The sequence below is a fragment of the Subtercola vilae genome, from assembly GCF_004923255.1.
Classification (GTDB): Bacteria; Actinomycetota; Actinomycetes; order Actinomycetales; family Microbacteriaceae; genus Subtercola; species Subtercola vilae.
The window spans coordinates 1-17,450 of the sequence record NZ_QYRT01000053.1; the positions used below are offsets into that span (position 1 = coordinate 1).

The 17,450-nt window shown below is 65.7% G+C and carries 15 protein-coding genes; 14 read left to right on the forward strand and 1 reads right to left on the reverse strand.

Annotation, left to right across the window (positions count from 1 at the left end; all coding sequences use genetic code 11):
* From D4765_RS17245 to araA, 14 genes are all read left to right on the forward strand, one after another.
* Window positions 1-891 (forward strand): HNH endonuclease signature motif containing protein (locus tag D4765_RS17245; protein ID WP_136643553.1); only part of this gene is annotated, 891 nt, incomplete at its 5' end.
* Between the two features lie 185 nt (window positions 892-1,076).
* Window positions 1,077-1,358, forward strand: coding sequence for a hypothetical protein (locus D4765_RS17250; RefSeq protein ID WP_136643554.1), 282 nt, complete (start codon window positions 1,077-1,079; stop codon window positions 1,356-1,358).
* An 8-nt stretch (window positions 1,359-1,366) separates the two neighbouring features.
* Window positions 1,367-2,104, forward strand: coding sequence for a cyclase family protein (locus D4765_RS17255; RefSeq protein ID WP_136643555.1), 738 nt, complete (start codon window positions 1,367-1,369; stop codon window positions 2,102-2,104).
* Between the two features lie 109 nt (window positions 2,105-2,213).
* On the forward strand, window positions 2,214-3,605 hold the full coding sequence (locus D4765_RS17260) for an MFS transporter (protein ID WP_237280532.1): 1,392 nt from the start codon (window positions 2,214-2,216) through the stop codon (window positions 3,603-3,605).
* A 301-nt stretch (window positions 3,606-3,906) separates the two neighbouring features.
* Window positions 3,907-4,143: a glutaredoxin-like protein NrdH gene (gene nrdH, locus D4765_RS17265; protein WP_136643557.1), complete on the forward strand. Its 237-nt coding sequence runs from the start codon at window positions 3,907-3,909 to the stop codon at window positions 4,141-4,143.
* 14 nt (window positions 4,144-4,157) lie between these two features.
* Window positions 4,158-4,559, forward strand: a complete 402-nt coding sequence (nrdI, locus tag D4765_RS17270; RefSeq protein ID WP_136643558.1) for a class Ib ribonucleoside-diphosphate reductase assembly flavoprotein NrdI — start codon at window positions 4,158-4,160, stop codon at window positions 4,557-4,559.
* Window positions 4,544-6,691 (forward strand): class 1b ribonucleoside-diphosphate reductase subunit alpha, encoded by a 2,148-nt coding sequence (nrdE, locus tag D4765_RS17275; protein ID WP_272898638.1) that lies wholly within the window; start codon window positions 4,544-4,546, stop codon window positions 6,689-6,691. The genes nrdI and nrdE overlap by 16 nt, the downstream gene beginning before the upstream one ends.
* Window positions 6,692-6,759: 68 nt before the next feature.
* Window positions 6,760-7,734: a class 1b ribonucleoside-diphosphate reductase subunit beta gene (gene nrdF, locus D4765_RS17280; RefSeq protein ID WP_136643560.1), complete on the forward strand. Its 975-nt coding sequence runs from the start codon at window positions 6,760-6,762 to the stop codon at window positions 7,732-7,734.
* Window positions 7,735-7,745: 11 nt separating this feature from the next.
* Complete coding sequence (locus D4765_RS17285) at window positions 7,746-8,939, forward strand: MFS transporter (protein ID WP_161580485.1); 1,194 nt, start codon at window positions 7,746-7,748, stop codon at window positions 8,937-8,939.
* Window positions 8,940-8,999: 60 nt separating this feature from the next.
* Window positions 9,000-10,271 carry a glycerate kinase gene (locus tag D4765_RS17290; RefSeq protein ID WP_136643562.1) on the forward strand — a complete coding sequence of 424 codons (1,272 nt, stop codon included), beginning with the start codon at window positions 9,000-9,002 and terminating at the stop codon, window positions 10,269-10,271.
* Between the two features lie 121 nt (window positions 10,272-10,392).
* Window positions 10,393-11,454, forward strand: coding sequence for a LacI family DNA-binding transcriptional regulator (locus D4765_RS17295; RefSeq protein ID WP_420824548.1), 1,062 nt, complete (start codon window positions 10,393-10,395; stop codon window positions 11,452-11,454).
* Window positions 11,455-11,579: 125 nt separating this feature from the next.
* Window positions 11,580-13,388 carry a ribulokinase gene (gene araB / locus D4765_RS17300; RefSeq protein WP_136643564.1) on the forward strand — a complete coding sequence of 603 codons (1,809 nt, stop codon included), beginning with the start codon at window positions 11,580-11,582 and terminating at the stop codon, window positions 13,386-13,388.
* Complete coding sequence (locus D4765_RS17305) at window positions 13,385-14,167, forward strand: L-ribulose-5-phosphate 4-epimerase (protein ID WP_136643565.1); 783 nt, start codon at window positions 13,385-13,387, stop codon at window positions 14,165-14,167. The genes araB and D4765_RS17305 overlap by 4 nt, the downstream gene beginning before the upstream one ends.
* Window positions 14,164-15,684: an L-arabinose isomerase gene (araA, locus tag D4765_RS17310; RefSeq protein ID WP_136643566.1), complete on the forward strand. Its 1,521-nt coding sequence runs from the start codon at window positions 14,164-14,166 to the stop codon at window positions 15,682-15,684. The genes D4765_RS17305 and araA overlap by 4 nt, the downstream gene beginning before the upstream one ends.
* Before the next feature lie 113 nt (window positions 15,685-15,797).
* Here araA and D4765_RS17315 read toward each other — a convergent pair whose 3' ends face one another.
* Entirely contained in the window at window positions 15,798-17,381 is a 1,584-nt protein-coding gene (locus D4765_RS17315; protein WP_136643567.1) for an FGGY family carbohydrate kinase, read from the reverse strand.
* Between the last annotated feature and the right edge of the window lie 69 nt (window positions 17,382-17,450).

A 17,450-nucleotide genomic window follows, 5' to 3' on the forward strand; every position in this document is an offset into this window, starting at 1 on the left:
GATGGGATGACCAAAATGATCGCCCTCCTGCCACCCCTGCAAGCAGGCAGTTTGCGGGCGTTGTTGGAAGCGTTGCAGTCCCCGAGGGTGCGCCCCCAGTTCGAAACCGACACTCCTGCTGGGGGCGAATCCGGCAACGAGCATTCAGGGGCAAGCCCGCAGGGCGCGGCAGCCCCCAACGAAGGCCTCGGCCGGCAGCCAGAGGATTGGTTGGTGGCCCCGGACTCGTCGACGAGGGATCGTCGTACGGGTGAGCAGTTCGTCTTCGACCGGTTCTACGACCTCCTGACCGTCGCGGCAGGCCTGACCGGTGCGCCGCGTATCAACGGTGCCGCCCCGGTGCTGAACATCCGGGTCGAGCTTGATGATCTCGCGGCCGGGCACGGTGTGGGTTGGGTTGATGGGATTGTTGACCCGGTCCCGATGTCGAGTGTGGAACAGATCCTCTGCCACGGCGACATCACGAGCACCGTGTTCGGGCTGCACGGGGAAGTACTCCAGCACGGGAAGACGAAACGCCTGTTCACGACCGCGCAACGGGCCGCTATGGCGGCGCGGGATGGTGGGTGTGTGTGGCCGGGCTGCGACCGCGGCCCGTCGTGGTGCGAAAGCCACCACGTCGACGACTGGAAACACCAAACCTATGCACCCGGCCGTACAGACATCGACAACGGGGCACTGCTGTGTCACTTCCACCACACCCATGTGCATTCTTCTGAGTGGAAACTCGCCATGCAGAACGGCGTCCCGGTTTTGATCCCACCGAAAAGCATCGACTCGGAACAAACCCCACGACCCTGTTCCCAGATCAGATCCAGACGACGCGGACCTTTGCCCACCGCACCATTACCACCATGGGTCAGACAACCACGACCCGGCTGGGTCACGTGATGGCAGTATTTCGATAGACAATGGCATTGCTGCCATCACGCGTGCGCGCGTGCTGGAGCACGATTGATCCGTGAGACCGCACCGGCCCCGTGCTGCGCACTGAATCCGCGCAGTTCGGTAGGTGCAGTGCACAGCCTGCAACCGCAGGTCAATCGTCGCTTTACGCGACAGATGGGGTGAATATCGTGGTGTTTTTGATTGCTCTCGGCATAGTCGGACTGATCGGTGTGGCTGCCACCGTGCATGCCCTGCGAACCGACGGCTACCGTGCCATTCGAGCCCGTGACACCGCCGGCGACCGGGCCCGCGCGGCCGGCGCTGCTGAGCGCACTCGCGCCCTCGTCGCGCTCGAGGCGGTGGCCGCGTTCGGCCCTGGGCCGGTAGCTCAATCCGAGCAACGGATCGATGCTGATGTGCCAGCCCTGCTTGTAACGTTTGACAGACGCACCACCTCGACACGAAAGTAGACCCTCACGTGACCCGACGCTTCGTTGATCTCAGCCACACCATCACCGAGGGCCTGGTGACCTACCCGGGCCTGCCCGCACCGACGTTCGAGCCGCACCTCACGCGCGAGAACTCCAAAGCGGTGTATGCCGAGGGCACCGAGTTTCGCATGGACATCATTCGCATGATCGGCAACACCGGAACCTACCTCGACAGCCCGTTCCACCGTTACTCCGACGGAGGCGACCTGTCGACGCTGGCCCTCGAGACACTCGTCGACATTCCGGCCGTGGTGTTCCAGTTTCCGGGTCTCGAGGCAACCGAAGTCGACGGCCCGGCCCCCGAAGACCAGGCCGAGCCGGGCTTCGATGGGCGTGGCATCACGGCTGACGCTTTCGGCACCGATGACCTGCGCGGCACCGCCGTTCTGCTCAGCACCGGCTGGGATGCCCTCTTCGGCACCCCCGCCTACGCTGAGCACTCGCCGTATCTCAGCGAAGACGGCGCCCGCGAACTCATCGAGCGTGGAGTTGTGCTGGTGGGAATCGACTCGCTCAACATCGACGACACCGAGGCGACGGGTGAACACAAGGGTGAGCGACCGGCGCACACGCTGCTGCTCGACGCGGGCATCCACGTGGTCGAACACCTCACCAACCTGACAAGCCTCCCCTTTCGCGGAGCCCGGTTCACGGCGGTGCCCCCGAAGGTCGTGGGGTTCGGCACGTTCCCGGTGCGAGCCTTCGCGACAGTCGACGCGGAGTAAGACGTCTACGCGGAGTAAGACGCCTACGCGGGGCGAGGCGGGGCGAGGCATGAGCGGAGCAGACCGAGGCTCCGAGCGCGCCGGGGCGAGAAGCCCTAGCCTTGAGGGTGTGAGTTCAGAGCCGAGTACCCAGCAGCAGATCGAGCCGGGAGACTCGGGGGAGTCGGGTGACGCCGCCGCGGGCATCCTGAGCCGGCCGTATCGATGGGTGACCATCGGCATGCTCACGCTCATTCTGCTCTCGGCATTCGAGGCCCTGGCCGTCACCACCGTGATGCCCACGATCAGTGCCCAGTTCGATGGAGCGTCGCTGTACGCCATCGCCTTCTCTGGCCCGCTCGCCATTGGTGTGGTGGGCATGGTCGTCGCCGGTAACTGGGCCGACCGATCGGGCCCGAAGCGCGCCCTGTTCGTCTCGGTGGCGTGTTTCGTGGGCGGCCTCATCGTGGCCGGCTTCGCGGTGAACATGGAGCTGCTCGTGCTGGGCCGACTCGTGTCAGGCCTCGGCGGCGGCGGCCTCACTGTAGCGCTGTACGTGCTCGTGGCACGGGTCTACCCCGAGCGACTGCACGCCGGAGTGTTTGCCGGGTTCGCGGCCTCGTGGGTCGTTCCGTCGCTCGTCGGCCCGCTCGTCGCCGGTGTGGTTGCCGAAACCGTCGGCTGGCGCTGGGTCTTTCTCGGTGTGGTGGTGCTCGCCGTTCTCGCCATGGTCATGGTGGTGCCCGTCATGCGCCGTTTCGAGACCACCAGCACAGCCGTCGCCTGGAACCCTGCCCGCATTCTCTGGTCGGCGGTTGCGGCCGCCGCGGTGCTCGCTGCGAGTCTGTCGGGGCAATTCACGGGGCCGGCGGTATGGATGATCGCAGTGGGCTCCATCGCCGTCGCCACCGTTGCTCTGCGCCCCCTGCTCCCTGCGGGCGCACTGCGGGCGCGCCACGGTTTGCCCGGCATAATTCTGCTGCGCGGCATCGTCTCAGGATCGTTTGTGGCAGCCGAGACCTACCTGCCCTATTTTCTGACCAGCCAGCATGCCCTCTCGCCGGCGCTTGCCGGGTTGGCCCTGTCGTTCGCCGGGCTGGCGTGGGCCGCTGCCTCTGGGTTGCAGGGCAAGTACTCTGAGCGCATCAGCGACGTGGCGAGCATCCGGATCGGCGTCGTGCTCGTGACCGTGGCGATCGTGCTGGTTCTGACGGCATCGCTGCTCGACCTCAGCCCCGTGGTTTCCATCGGTGCGTGGCTGTTCGCGGGGGCGGGCATGGGCACCATGTACCCGCGTATGTCGATGGCGACCCTGCGACTCTCGACCCCTCTGAACCAGGGCTTCAACTCATCGGCGTTGACCATAGCCGATTCGATCGGTGCCGCCGCAGCCCTCGCGCTGACTGCAGCCGTGTTCTCGTCGTTCGCCGGGCCGAGCGCATGGGCGTTCACCGGCTGCTTCGCCCTCGCCGCGGTGCTCGGAGTTGTGGCACTGGTATTGAGCGGCCGCGCGCGCTCGTAGTGGTGCGGCGAGCGTTCTGCACAGGTGTGCGACACGCCCGGATCGTTAAATGTCAGAGGCAAAAGTTATCCTCAGACCGACATGCCGAAGTTATCCACAACTGCCGCTTATTGCCCCCTCAAAGTGCGTGATTTCGCGGAATTACCTGTGGATGGTGAGTGTTGAATAAGTGTGGAAACTCTTCGAAACCTGTGGAAAATTACACGCGTGTAACTACTTCATCTAGGGGTCTGGTCTGAAGATGACAACTAGATGTAGTGTTGTACTCCTGTCACCAGAGACCACAAGAAAGGCGCTAAAAATGGCAATCACGGTCTACACAAAGCCCTCCTGCGTTCAGTGCACCGCCACCTACCGCGCCCTCGAGAACAAGGGTCTCGAGTTCGAGATCTTCGATGTTTCGGTCGATGAGAAGGCACTGGCAGCTGTCAAGGAACTGGGTTACCTCCAGGCTCCCGTCGTCATCACCGACGACGACCACTGGTCGGGCTTTCGCCCCGACAAGATCGCCGAGCTCGCCGCACGTTCCATCGCGTAACTTCTTCTTCACGCATGCCTGATCTGGTCTACTTCTCGAGCGTCTCAGGCAACACGCACAGGTTCATTGAGCGGCTGGGGAAACCCGCTCATCGAATTCCCATCTATGCCAAAGACGAGGCTCTCAGGGTCGAAGAACCCTACGTTCTCGTTCTGCCCACCTATGGCGGGGGCAACTCCGGGGGAGCAGTCCCGAAGCAGGTCATCAGTTTTCTCAATGATGAGCACAACAGGTCGCTCATTCGGGGCGTCATAGCCGCAGGTAACACCAATTTCGGTGAAGCGTACGGCCTCGCGGGTGACATCGTTGCGCAGAAATGCAATGTCAACACTCTCTATCGATTTGAAGTATTCGGAACACCCGACGACCTCGAGGCCGTCACCCAAGGATTGGAAGAATTTTGGAAAGCACACTGATCGATGCACCGGCCGCTGTGTCGGCGCTCGACTACCACTCGCTGAACGCGATGCTGAACCTCTATGACGCCGACGGCCAGATTCAGTTCGACAAAGACAAAGAGGCTGCGAAGCAGTACTTCCTGCAGCACGTCAACCAGAACACGGTGTTCTTTCACAACCTGAAAGAGCGACTCGACTACCTGGTTGAGAAGGAGTACTACGAGCAGGCTGTGCTCGACCAGTACTCGTTCGAATTCATCCAGAAGCTCAACGACCTTGCGTACTCGAAGAAGTTCCGGTTCGAGACGTTCCTCGGTGCGTTCAAGTACTACACCTCGTACACGCTGAAGACGTTCGACGGAAAGCGTTACCTCGAGAGATTCGAAGACCGCGTGGTGATGACCGCCCTCGGCCTGGCCGACGGTGACGAAACGCTTGCCATCAACCTTGTCGAAGAGATCATCGGCGGCCGTTTTCAGCCGGCCACGCCTACCTTCCTGAACACCGGCAAGGCCCAGCGCGGCGAGCTCGTGTCGTGCTTCCTGCTGCGCATCGAAGACAACATGGAGTCGATCTCCCGCGCCATCAACTCGTCGTTGCAGCTCTCGAAGCGCGGCGGCGGTGTGGCGCTGCTGCTGTCGAACATCCGCGAGTCGGGTGCACCCATCAAGCAGATCGAGAACCAGTCGTCGGGCATCATCCCCGTCATGAAGCTGCTCGAAGACTCCTTCAGCTACGCCAACCAGCTCGGTGCCCGCCAGGGCGCCGGTGCTGTGTACCTCTCGGCGCATCACCCCGACATCCTGCGTTTTCTCGACACCAAGCGTGAGAACGCCGACGAGAAGATTCGCATCAAGACGCTCTCGCTCGGTGTCGTCGTGCCCGACATCACGTTCGAGCTCGCCAAGAACGACGAAGACATGTACCTGTTCTCGCCGTACGACGTCGAGAAGGTCTACGGCGTACCGTTCGGCGATATCTCGGTCACCGAGAAGTACCGCGAGATGGTCGACGACCCGCGCATCCACAAGACCAAGATCAAGGCGCGCGAGTTCTTCCAGACCCTCGCCGAGATTCAGTTCGAGTCGGGCTACCCGTACATCATGTACGAAGACACCGTGAACAAGGCGAACCCCATCAAGGGCCGCATCAACATGTCGAACCTCTGCTCGGAGATCCTTCAGGTCAACACGCCGACGACCTACAACGAAGACCTCTCGTACGACAACATCGGCAAAGACATCTCGTGCAACCTGGGTTCGCTGAACATTGCGCTCACCATGGATTCACCCGACTTCGGCCTCACGGTTGAGACGGCCATCCGGGGCCTCACCTCGGTGTCGAACCAGAGCCACATCGCGTCAGTTCGTTCGATCGAGTCCGGCAATGACCGTTCGCACGCCATCGGCCTCGGCCAGATGAACCTGCACGGCTACCTCGCTCGTGAGCGCGTCTTCTATGGCAGCGAAGAAGGCGTCGACTTCACGAACATCTACTTCTACACGGTTCTCTTCCACGCCCTGCGTGCGTCGAACCGCATCGCCATCGAGCGCGGCGAGGTGTTCGACGGTTTCGCCGACTCCACCTACGCGTCGGGTGAATTCTTCGAGAAGTACACCTCGGCTGTCTGGGCGCCGTCGACCGTGAAGGTCGCTTCGCTGTTCGACAACGCGTCGATCACCATTCCGACGCAGGCCGACTGGGAAGAGCTGAAGGCGTCTGTTCAGGCGCACGGTATCTACAACCAGAACCTGCAGGCTGTTCCGCCCACCGGGTCGATCTCGTACATCAACAACTCGACGGCGTCGATTCACCCCATCGCCTCGAAGATCGAGATTCGCAAAGAGGGCAAGATCGGTCGCGTCTACTTCCCGGCGCCGTACCTCACGAACGACAACCTGGAGTACTACCAGGATGCCTATGAGATCGGCTACGAGAAGGTCATCGACACGTATGCAGCGGCAACGCAGCACGTCGACCAGGGCCTGTCGCTGACGCTGTTCTTCAAAGACACCGCCAGCACCCGCGACATCAACAAGGCCCAGATCTACGCGTGGCGTAAAGGCATCAAGACGATCTACTACATTCGCCTGCGCCAGATGGCGCTCGAGGGCACCGAGGTAGAGGGCTGCGTCAGCTGCGCCCTGTAATTCGCCTCTGAACATCCATTCGCAATTCGCGCGTAAGAAATTACCAGTGACAAGAAAAGAAGACATCCGTGGCTGAACAGCTTCGATTGGCTCGCAACGTGCAGGCCATCAACTGGAACAAGATCGAAGACGATAAAGACGTCGAGGTGTGGAACCGCCTCGTCAACAACTTCTGGTTGCCCGAGAAGGTGCCGCTCTCGAACGACGTTCAGTCGTGGAACACTCTTACGCCCGCCGAGCAGAAGCTCACCATGCGCGTGTTCACCGGCTTGACCCTGCTCGACACCATTCAGGGCACGGTCGGGGCGGTCAGCCTCATTCCCGACGCCATCACGCCTCACGAAGAAGCGGTGTACACGAACATCGCGTTCATGGAGTCGGTGCACGCGAAGTCGTACTCGTCGATCTTCTCGACGCTGTCGAACACCAAAGACATCGACGAGGCATTTCGCTGGTCGACCGAGAACCCGAACCTTCAGAAGAAGGCCGACATTGTTCTCGACGACTACCGCGGTAACGACCCGCTCAAACGTAAGGTCGCGTCGACCCTGCTCGAGTCGTTTCTGTTCTACTCGGGCTTCTACCTACCCATGTACTGGTCGTCGCGGGCCAAGCTCACGAACACGGCCGATCTCATCCGTCTCATCATTCGCGACGAAGCCGTGCACGGCTACTACATCGGCTACAAGTTTCAGCGCGGGCTCGAGCGCGTCGACCAGGCCACGCGCGACGAGATCAAGGACTACACCTTCTCGCTCGTCTACGACCTCTACGAGAACGAGACCCAGTACACGCAAGACCTCTACGACGAAGTCGGCCTGACCGAAGACGTCAAGAAGTTCTTGCACTACAACGCCAACAAAGCCCTGATGAACCTGGGGTATGAGCCGATGTTCCCGAAGACCGTCACCGACGTGAACCCGGCGATTCTGTCGGCCCTCTCGCCGAACGCCGACGAGAACCACGACTTCTTCTCGGGCTCGGGTTCGTCGTACGTCATCGGCAAGGCTGTCAACACCGAAGACGAAGACTGGGACTTCTGACCCGACAGACGGTGTCGACGGCGCGGGCGTGGCTCGCCGTCGCCCCCGCCGTCATCGTTCTCGGGTGGGGTGGCAACCAGTTCCTCCCACTTCTGCAGCTGTACCGCCAGCTCAACGGCTTCACCCAAGTGCAGGTCGACCTGCTTCTCGCGGTCTACGTTGTCGGCATCGTTCCGGGGTTCGCTCTCTCGGGTGCCTGGTCAGACCGGTTCGGGCGTAAACCTGTGCTGGTGGCCGGTGTGTTGCTCGGAATCGTCGGCAGCGTCATCCTCGCTTCCTCGAGTTCGAGCCTCGCCGGGCTCTGCGTCGGCCGATTCGTGAGCGGGCTCAGTGTGGCCGCAGGGATGGTCGTCGGCACCTCATGGATCAAAGAGCTGTCGGTACGGGGTGGTCGCTCGAGCGCGGGTGCCCGGCGGGCGTCGGCCGTGCTCACCATCGGTTTCGGTGGCGGAGCGGGTGTCGGCGGCGTTCTGGCGCAGTGGGCGCCGCTGCCCACCCTGCTGCCCTACGTCGTGCAGATCGCGGCGAGTGTGGTCGCGTTGGGAGCCCTGTCCGTGGCGACCGAGACGCGATTCTTCGAAGCGGGAGGCCCCGGGCACGGGGGTGTCAAGAGCCTGCTCGGCGAGCTTCGTATTCCGAAAGCGGTGCGTGGCCGGTTCATTGCGGTCATTCTGCCGCTCGCCCCCTGGGTGTTCGCTGCTCCTGCCCTCGCCTTTGCGGTGGGGCCGAGCCTCGTGAGCGCCGCGACCCCCGGGTTCAGCGTGGGTTTCGCCACGCTCGTCACCGTCATCACCCTCGGTTGCGGTTGGGCGACCCAGTTCTTCTCCGCACCGCTCATCCGTGCGCTGCGGGGTCGCGCCGGCCTGGTCGGGGTCTGCCTGACGGGCGTTGGGGCGCTGCTGCTCATCCCGGCAGCCGAGTCGCAGCAGGTGTGGGCGGTTCTCGTGGCCGCGCCGGTGTTCGGCGCCGGCTACGGTCTCTCGATGGTCTCGGGTCTCACGACCGTGCAGGAGATGGCGGCGCCCGACGAGCTCGCCGGTCTCACGGCGGTCTACTACTCGCTCACGTATGCGGGCTTTCTGCTGCCGGCCACTCTCGCGGCCCTCACCGTGTTGACGCCCATGTCGGTGCTGCTGCTTGTGACCGCTGCAGGGTGCGTGCTCTGTGCGCTGATCGCACTGCGGGGCATCCGGCGCCATCGCTGAGTTCTGGTTGGCTGGTCGCCTCTAGGTGGCCGCGGGTACCGGGTGCGGCAGACTGGGGGTATGAGCCCGTCACTGAACGTCGTCGTCGCGCCCGATTCGTTCAAGGGCAGCGCGACTGCCGCTGAAGTGGCGCGGGCGATCGCCGGCGGGTGGAGCGAGGTGCGCCCCGGCGACACGGTTGTCGAGCGCCCGATGGCCGACGGTGGCGAGGGCACGATTGATGCGTTCGCGGCGGCAGAACCGCGGGCGGTAAGGGTGCCTGTCACGGTGACCGGGCCCGACGATCATCCGGTGACCGCCGAATGGCTCTGGATTCCCGGGCCCGAGGTCGACGCCGACGAGCCGGTCGACGAGATCGCCGCCGCGCTCACCCGCGGCCGGTCGGGTGGCACGGGGGTCGTCGAACTCGCGAACACCAGCGGCATCACACTGCTCGATGGGCTGCGGCCTCTGGATGCCCACACGATCGGTTTCGGCCAGGCCATCGCCGCGGCGCTCGACCACGGCGTCGAAAAGCTGTTGCTCGCCATCGGCGGCAGCTCGTCGACCGACGGCGGCGCCGGGGCGCTCACTGCACTCGGGGCACGGTTTCTCACCGCGGAAGGTGAGCCGGTGGCGCCGGGCGGCAGGGGCCTTGCCGATGTGGCGAGCGTCGACTTCACGCTGCTGCGCCGGCCGCCGGTGGGCGGCGCGATAGTGGTCACCGATGTCACGAACGGGTTGCTCGGCAGCGCCGGTGCGGCAGCAGTGTTCGGCCCGCAGAAGGGCGCGAGCCCGTCCGATGTCGGCGAACTGGATGCCGCACTCGCGTCATTCGCCAGCATTGTCGGCATGCTGCCGACCGACAGCCCCGCCGCGGCGGCCATCGTCGTCTCGAGTGGCATCGGCAGCGAGGCATCCGGCGACGAAGCCAGCCACAGGGGGCGCTCATTCGCGCAGATCGAGGGAGCGGGTGCGGCGGGAGGCACCGGTTTCGGCCTGCTGATCTGGGGTGCGAGCATCCGGCCCGGTGCCGCAGCGGTGGGCGAGGCGCTCGGGCTGGCTGCCGACATCGAAGCGGCAGACGTGGTCATCACGGGTGAGGGCACGTTCGATTTTCAGTCGGCGGCCGGCAAGGTTCCGTCGTATGTGTTGGGGCTGGCCCACCGGTTCGAGACGTTTCCGCTGCTGGTGGCGGGCAGCATCGGGGCGAGCCCCGACGAGTTCGCTGCGTCGGTGTCGCTGACCGAGCTGGCGGGCAGCACGGCTGCGGCGATCGAGAATCCGCTGCCGTTTCTGTGGGCCGCGGGGCGTGTGCTCGCGAATGGGTCGGCGCGCACGCCGCCGCAGTAGGGGCACGCGGCGAGTTGTCGCCGTGCGAAACGGTGTGGCGCGCGCGACGACGTACGATGTGACCGTGAACACACGGCCGGATGATGCGGAGCAGCAGCAGGAGCAGCACCTGGCCGGGCCGCTGGCAGAGTCGTCGCCGGAGCCGCCCGCTCGGCAGCCCGTGCGGGTGAAGGCCCCAAGCATCCGTGATGTGGCGCGGCTGGCCGGAGTTTCGCACCAGACGGTTTCGAGGGTGCTGAACAATCATCCGAGCATCCGGAGCGAAACAAAGGCTCGCGTTCAGAAGGTCATGGACGACCTGCAGTACCGCCCCAACCGTGCCGCGCGGGTGCTTGCCACGAGCCGGTCGCGCATCATCGGGGTCATCACGGCCGCAAGCTCGCAGTACGGGCCGGCGTCGAGCCTGCAGGCCATCGAGCAGGCGGCGCGCGAGAAGGGGTATTTCGTCAACACGGTGAACGTCGACGGCTCTGATCGCGAATCGCTCGAGCGTGGGCTCAACCATCTGCTCGACCAGTCGGTTGAGGGGCTGATTGTCATCGCCCCCCAGGTGCTGGCCTTTCACATGTTCGCCGAGCTCAAGGTTTCGCTTCCGTTCGTGACGCTGCAGTCGACCGGCAGCAACGACGAGCAGGCCCTGTCAGTCGACCAGATCTCGGGCGCACGGCGTGCCACACGACACCTCATCGAGCAGGGGCACCGGATGATCGTGCACGTCGCCGGCCCACAGGACTGGTTCGAGGCCGAGGCGCGGGCCCAGGGTTTTGCGCTCGAAATGGCCGCGGCGGGCCTCGTCGCACCTGCCCCCGTGCTCGGCGATTGGACCGCCCTGAGTGGTGCCGCGCTGGGCCGCACCCTCGCCCGCCAGAGGGCGGCAGTGCCGCCGGCCGAGCGCTTCACGGCGATCTTCTCGGCCAACGACCAGATGGCGCTGGGGCTCATCCACGGGTTGGCCATCGAGGGAGTGAGTGTTCCGGGCGATGTGAGCATCGTGGGGTTCGACGACATGCCCGAAGCGCGCTTCTTCTTGCCGCCGCTCACCACGATTCGGCAGGATTTCGCCGAGCTGGGCCGACGCAGCATCGCGCTGCTGCTAGGCGACCTCGACGAGGAGTCGCCGGAGGCCGGGGCGATCGTGCCCGATCTGATCGTGCGTGGGAGCACGGCGCCGCCGCGGGGGTGAACTGCCGGATCGTACGACGCATATTTTGACCCCCTTCTGTTGACATCGCACAGTGCCCGAGGGGTATGCTGTGCTAGCCGATGTGACCGGTCACACCGCGCGCGTCTGCCGACGAAGGAGTCCACATGAGCACCACCAACCCGAGCCCTGCAGCCTCAGGCCCCACACCATCAGGCTCCACACCCTCTGGCCCCGCCGAGACCTACGTCATCGGCGTCGACTACGGAACCCTCTCGGGCCGGGCCGTCGTCGTTCGCGTCTCTGACGGCGCCGAACTCGGCGAAGGCGTGCTCGACTACCCGCACGCCGTCATGGATGTCACGCTCGCCTCGAGCGGCGCCGCCCTTCCGCCCGACTGGGCGCTGCAGGTGCCGAGCGACTATGTCGACGTGCTGAAGTCGGCCGTTCCCGCCGCCATCGCCGCCGCCGGCATCGACCCGAAGCAGGTCGTCGGCATCGGCACCGACTTCACCGCCTGCACCATGGTTCCCACCCTCGCCGACGGCACACCCCTCAACGAGGTGCCCGGCTACGAAGACCGCCCGCACGCCTACGTGAAACTGTGGAAGCACCACGCGGCCCAGCCCCAGGCCGAGCGCATCAACACCCTCGCCGCCGAGCGCGCCGAGTCGTGGCTGCCGCGCTACGGCGGGCTCATCTCGAGCGAGTGGGAGTTCGCCAAGGGCCTTCAGTTGCTCGAAGAAGACCCCGAACTCTACGGCGTCATGGAGCACTGGGTCGAGGCCGCCGACTGGATCGTCTGGCAGCTCACCGGCCGCTACGTTCGGAACGCGTGTACCGCCGGCTACAAGGGTATTCTGCAAGACGGCGTGTACCCCAGCCGCGACTTTCTGAAGGCTCTGAACCCCGACTTCGAAGACTTCGCTGAGACCAAGGTCGAACACGAGATCGGCCAGCTGGGAGCATCCGCCGGCCGGTTGAGCGCCGAGGCCGCTGCCTGGACGGGCCTCACCGAGGGCATCGCGGTGGCCGTGGGCAACGTCGACGCCCACGTCACAGCCCCCGCCGCTCGCGCCGTTCAGCCCGGCCAGATGGTCGCCATCATGGGCACCAGTACCTGCCACGTGATGAACTCCGCCGAGCTCGTCGAGGTTCCCGGCATGTGCGGCGTGGTCGAGGGCGGAATCGTCGAAGGCCTCTACGGCTACGAAGCAGGCCAGTCGGGTGTCGGCGACATCTTCGCGTGGTTCGTTCGCACGCAGGTCGCCCCGCGCTACCACGACGAGGCCAAAGCCGCCGGCCTGAGCGTGCACCAGTACCTCACCAACCTCGCCGCCGACGCCCCCGTCGGCGCCCACGGGCTCATCGCCCTCGACTGGCACAGCGGCAACCGCTCGGTGCTCGTCGACCACGAACTCTCGGGCCTGGTGCTCGGCACCACGCTCACCACCCGCACCGAAGAGATCTACCGCGCACTGCTCGAATCGACCGCATTCGGTACGCGCAAGATCGTCGAGACCTTCGCCGCCGCCGGTGTTCCGGTCACCGAGTTCATTGCCGCGGGCGGGCTCATCAAGAACCCCTTCCTCATGCAGGTCTACAGCGACGTGCTCCGGATGCCCATCAGCACCATCGCGAGCGAGCAGGGCCCCGCCCTCGGTTCCGCCATTCACGCCGCCGTCGCCGCGGGCGCCTACGAGTCGGTTCGCGAGGCGGGCGATGCCATGGGCAAGCTCAACCGCAACTCGTTCGTTCCCAACGAGCAGGCCGCGGCCGGCTACGACCGGTTGTACGCCGAGTACTCGACGCTGCACGACTACTTCGGGCGCGGTGCGAACGACGTGATGCACCGCCTCGCGGCACTGCGGCGCGAAGGGTTCGCCGAGCGCACGGGCACTGACGGCAGCGCCGGTCGCGGCACCACCGAACCGCTCGACAGCCTCGAGCAGCACGCGCTGGAGAACACCAAATGACCTCGTTCGGCGCCGAGACAGACGCGGCAATCGACATTGTGCGCGGCGACGTGTCGCGGTTGCACTCCGAGCTCACGAAATACGGGCTCGTCATCTGGACGGGCGGCAATATCTCCGGTCGAGTGCCCGGAGCCGACCTCTTCGTCATCAAGCCGAGCGGCGTGGAGTACGACGACCTCACCCCCGATGCCATGATCCTCTGCGACCTCGACGGCACTGTCATCGACGGCACTCCGGGCAGCACGCGGTCTCCCTCGAGCGACACAGCGGCGCATGCCTACGTGTACCGCAACATGCCGGGCGTGGGCGGCGTTGTGCACACCCACTCCACGTATGCCACCGCCTGGGCGGCCCGCGGTGAGGCCATCCCGTGCGTGATCACAGCCATGGCCGACGAGTTCGGCGGCGAGATTCCCATCGGCCCGTTCGCCATCATCGGTGACGACTCCATCGGCGTCGGCGTGGTCGAGACCCTCACTGGTCATCGTTCGCGCGCCGTACTCATGCAGAACCACGGCGTCTTCACCATCGGCAAGAATGCGAAAGACGCCGTCAAGGCAGCCGTCATGGCCGAAGACGTCGCCCGAACCGTGCACCTCTCGCGCCAGCTCGGGGAGCCACTGCCCATTCCCCAGGCCGCGATCGACTCCCTGTTCGACCGCTACCAGAACGTCTACGGCCAGGCCCCGGCCGGCTCGATCGCGAGCACGGCGGCCGTCGCCAGCACCCCCAGCCCGACCATCCAGAACCCCACCCCCACCACCCGGAGCGCCTCATGAGCCACTCGATCATTCCCGACCTGAAGAGCTACGAAGTCTGGTTCTTCACCGGCAGCCAGGGCCTGTACGGCGAAGAGACCCTCGCCCAGGTCGCCCAGCAGTCGCAGCAGATCGTCGAGACGCTCGCCGCGGCCAGCGACATCCCCGTGACGCTGGTGTGGAAGCCGGTGCTCACCGACTCCGAGGCCATTCGGCGTGCAGTGCTCGACGCGAACTCGCGCGACAACGTCATCGGCCTCATCGCCTGGATGCACACCTTCAGCCCCGCCAAGATGTGGATCTCGGGCCTCAACGCCCTGCAGAAGCCCCTGCTGCACCTGCACACGCAGGCCAACGTCGAGCTGCCGTGGGACGAGATCGACTTCGACTTCATGAACCTGAACCAGGCCGCGCACGGCGACCGCGAGTTCGGCTACATTCAGACCCGTCTGGGCGTCGCGCGCAAGACCGTCGTCGGCCACGCGTCGAACCCTGCCGTCACCGCCTCGATCGGCACCTGGGCCCGCGCTGCCGCCGGCTGGCATGCCACACACAACCTCAAGCTCGCCCGCTTCGGGGACAACATGCGTTTCGTCGCCGTCACCGAGGGCGACAAAACCGAGGCCGAGTTGCGTTTTGGCGTGCAGGTCAACACGTGGGGCGTCAACGAGCTCGTCGAGGCGGTCGATGGGGCGACGGATGCCCAGATCGACGCCCTCGTCGCCGAATACGATGAGCTCTACGACGTTGTTCCCGAACTGCGTGCGGGAGGCGAGCGCCGCGAGTCGCTGCGCTACGGCGCCGCCATCGAGATCGGGCTGCGCTCGTTTCTCGAGGCCGGCAATTTCGGTGCGTTCACCACCAGCTTCGAAGACCTCGGCGGGCTCCGCCAGCTTCCGGGCCTCGCGGTTCAGCGGCTCATGGCCGACGGCTACGGGTTCGGTGCCGAAGGTGACTGGAAGACGTCGGTGCTCGTTCACGCCGCGAACGTCATGGGTTCGGGGTTGCCCGGTGGGGCATCCCTCATGGAGGACTACACCTACGATCTGACCCCCGGCAACGAGCTCATCCTGGGCGCGCACATGCTCGAGGTGAGCCCCTCGCTCACAACCTCGAAGCCCACGCTCGAGATTCACCCGCTCGGTATCGGTGGCCGCGAAGACCCCGTGCGCCTCGTGTTCACGGCGGACTCGGGCCCCGGCATCGTGGTGGCCATGTCTGACATGCGCGACCGTTTTCGCCTCGTCGCCAACGTGGTCGAGGTCGTTCAGCCGAGCGCGCCGCTGCCGAAGCTGCCCGTCGGGCGTGCCGTGTGGAAGCCCGAGCCGTCGTTCGCCGTCTCAGCTGCGTCATGGTTGACCGCCGGAGCCGCGCATCACACCGTCATGTCGACCGCACTCGACCTCGAGACGTTCGCCGACTTCGCCGACATCGCGCGCACCGAGCTGCTGATCATCGACAGCTCGACGACCACCCGCGCCTTCGCCAACGAGGTGCGTTACAACGCCGCCTACTACCGTTTGGCGCAGGGCCTCTAGCTGGCCCATTGGGTCGCTGGCGGCCCCCGCCTACTTCCCCACCTCACCCGATGAGGTTTTCCTGCAGGGTCGCTGCAGCGATAAGGGAGCCGGCGTGCGGTGCGGCCTGCCGGTCAGGCGCGGGGGGTGCTGCCGAGCTTTTGGGCCAGACGGTACTGGGCGGTGATGGCGGGAACGGTGGCCTGCGACAGCTCGGCCGCGAACGACAGGGGCCACGTGGGGCGGGCGCCAGAGAGAGTCCAGGCGGCCTGGCGGGCTGCTCCGTCGGCGACGTACTCGCCGGGGGTCGGAATCGAGACCGGAACGTCGAACACCTGCGCCGCAACCGCCTGTACTGCCACATTCTGGGCTGCGCCGCCGATGAGCAAGACCCGCCGGGCATCCACCCCCAGCGAACGCACGGCACCGAGGCCGTCGGCGAGTGCGCAGAGCATGCCCTCGATGGCGGCGCGGGCGAAGTTCTCACGGGTCGATGACGCGATGGTGAGGCCGGCGTACGTGGCGGTGGCGTCGGGCAGGTTCGGCGTGCGCTCGCCCTCGAAGTAGGGCACGAGAACGACCCCGCCCGAGCCGGGCTCGGCGGCGAGTGCGAGCGCGGCGAACTCGTCGTAGTCGACACCGAGCAGCGTGCTGATCGAGGCGAGCACGCGGGCGGCGTTGAGCGTCGCGACGAGCGGCAGAAAGGCGCCGGCGGCATCGGCGAACCCTGCCACTGTGCCGCTGATGTCGGCTACCGGATGATCGGTGACAGCGAATGCGGTACCGGATGTTCCGATGCTGATGACCACGTCGCCCTCTGTTGCGTCGAGGCCGAGTGCGGCGCCCGCGTTGTCGCCGGCTCCCGCTCCGACCACGATGCCCGCGGGGATCGTGGTGCTGTCGACGACGGAAGCGGCTGAGGCGTCAGTGTCGGCAGTGGTGGCGCCGGCAGCGCTGAGGTCGATGCCCTGCACGACCGTCACGCCGGCTGCTCCGCCGGCCTGCACGATGCGCGGGAGGATGACGGGCGTACGGGTGGCAGAGTCGCCTGAGTCGTCAGGCACGATGTCCTCCGAAGCGACGCCGCGCGCCTCGACGGCGGGGCGGCCGAAAGCCAGCTCGAAGAGGTCGACGTCGTAGGCGCCTCGGGCGGGGCTCCAGTACGAGGTGCCGCTGGCGTCGGAGCGGTCTGTCGTCAGCGCCTCGAGCACCGGGCCGAGGGGTGACTCGTCGGCCGGGCCGTAGCCGAGCAGGCGCCAGGTGAGCCAGTCGTGCGGCAGCGCGACGGCGGCCACGCGGGCAGCGTTCTCGGGCTCGGCGTCGCGGAGCCAGCGCAGCTTGGTGGCGGTGAACGAGGCGACGGGAAGGGATCCGGTGCGTTCGGCGAAGGCTGCCGCACCCACCTCGACGAGCAGGTCGGTGGCGGCAGCGGCGCTTCGCGTGTCGTTCCAGAGCAGTGCGTCGCGAATGACACGGCCCTCGGCATCCAGAACCACCATGCCGTGCTGCTGCCCCGCGATGGAGATGGCGTCGACGTCGTCGAGCCCGCCCGCGTCGGCAATGGCCGTGTTCAGCGCGACCCACCAGGCGGCGGGGTCGACCTCGGTGCCATCGGGATGCACGGCTCGACCGCTGCGCACCAACGCCCCCGTCTCGGCGTCACGAATGACGATCTTGCAGCTCTGGGTGCTCGAGTCGACGCCGGCAACGAGGGTCACGGTTCTTCGCTTTCTGAGGTTCGCCCGCCCCACGTGGCCCCTGTCGTTCGCGGCCGAGCTGTCGCAGGC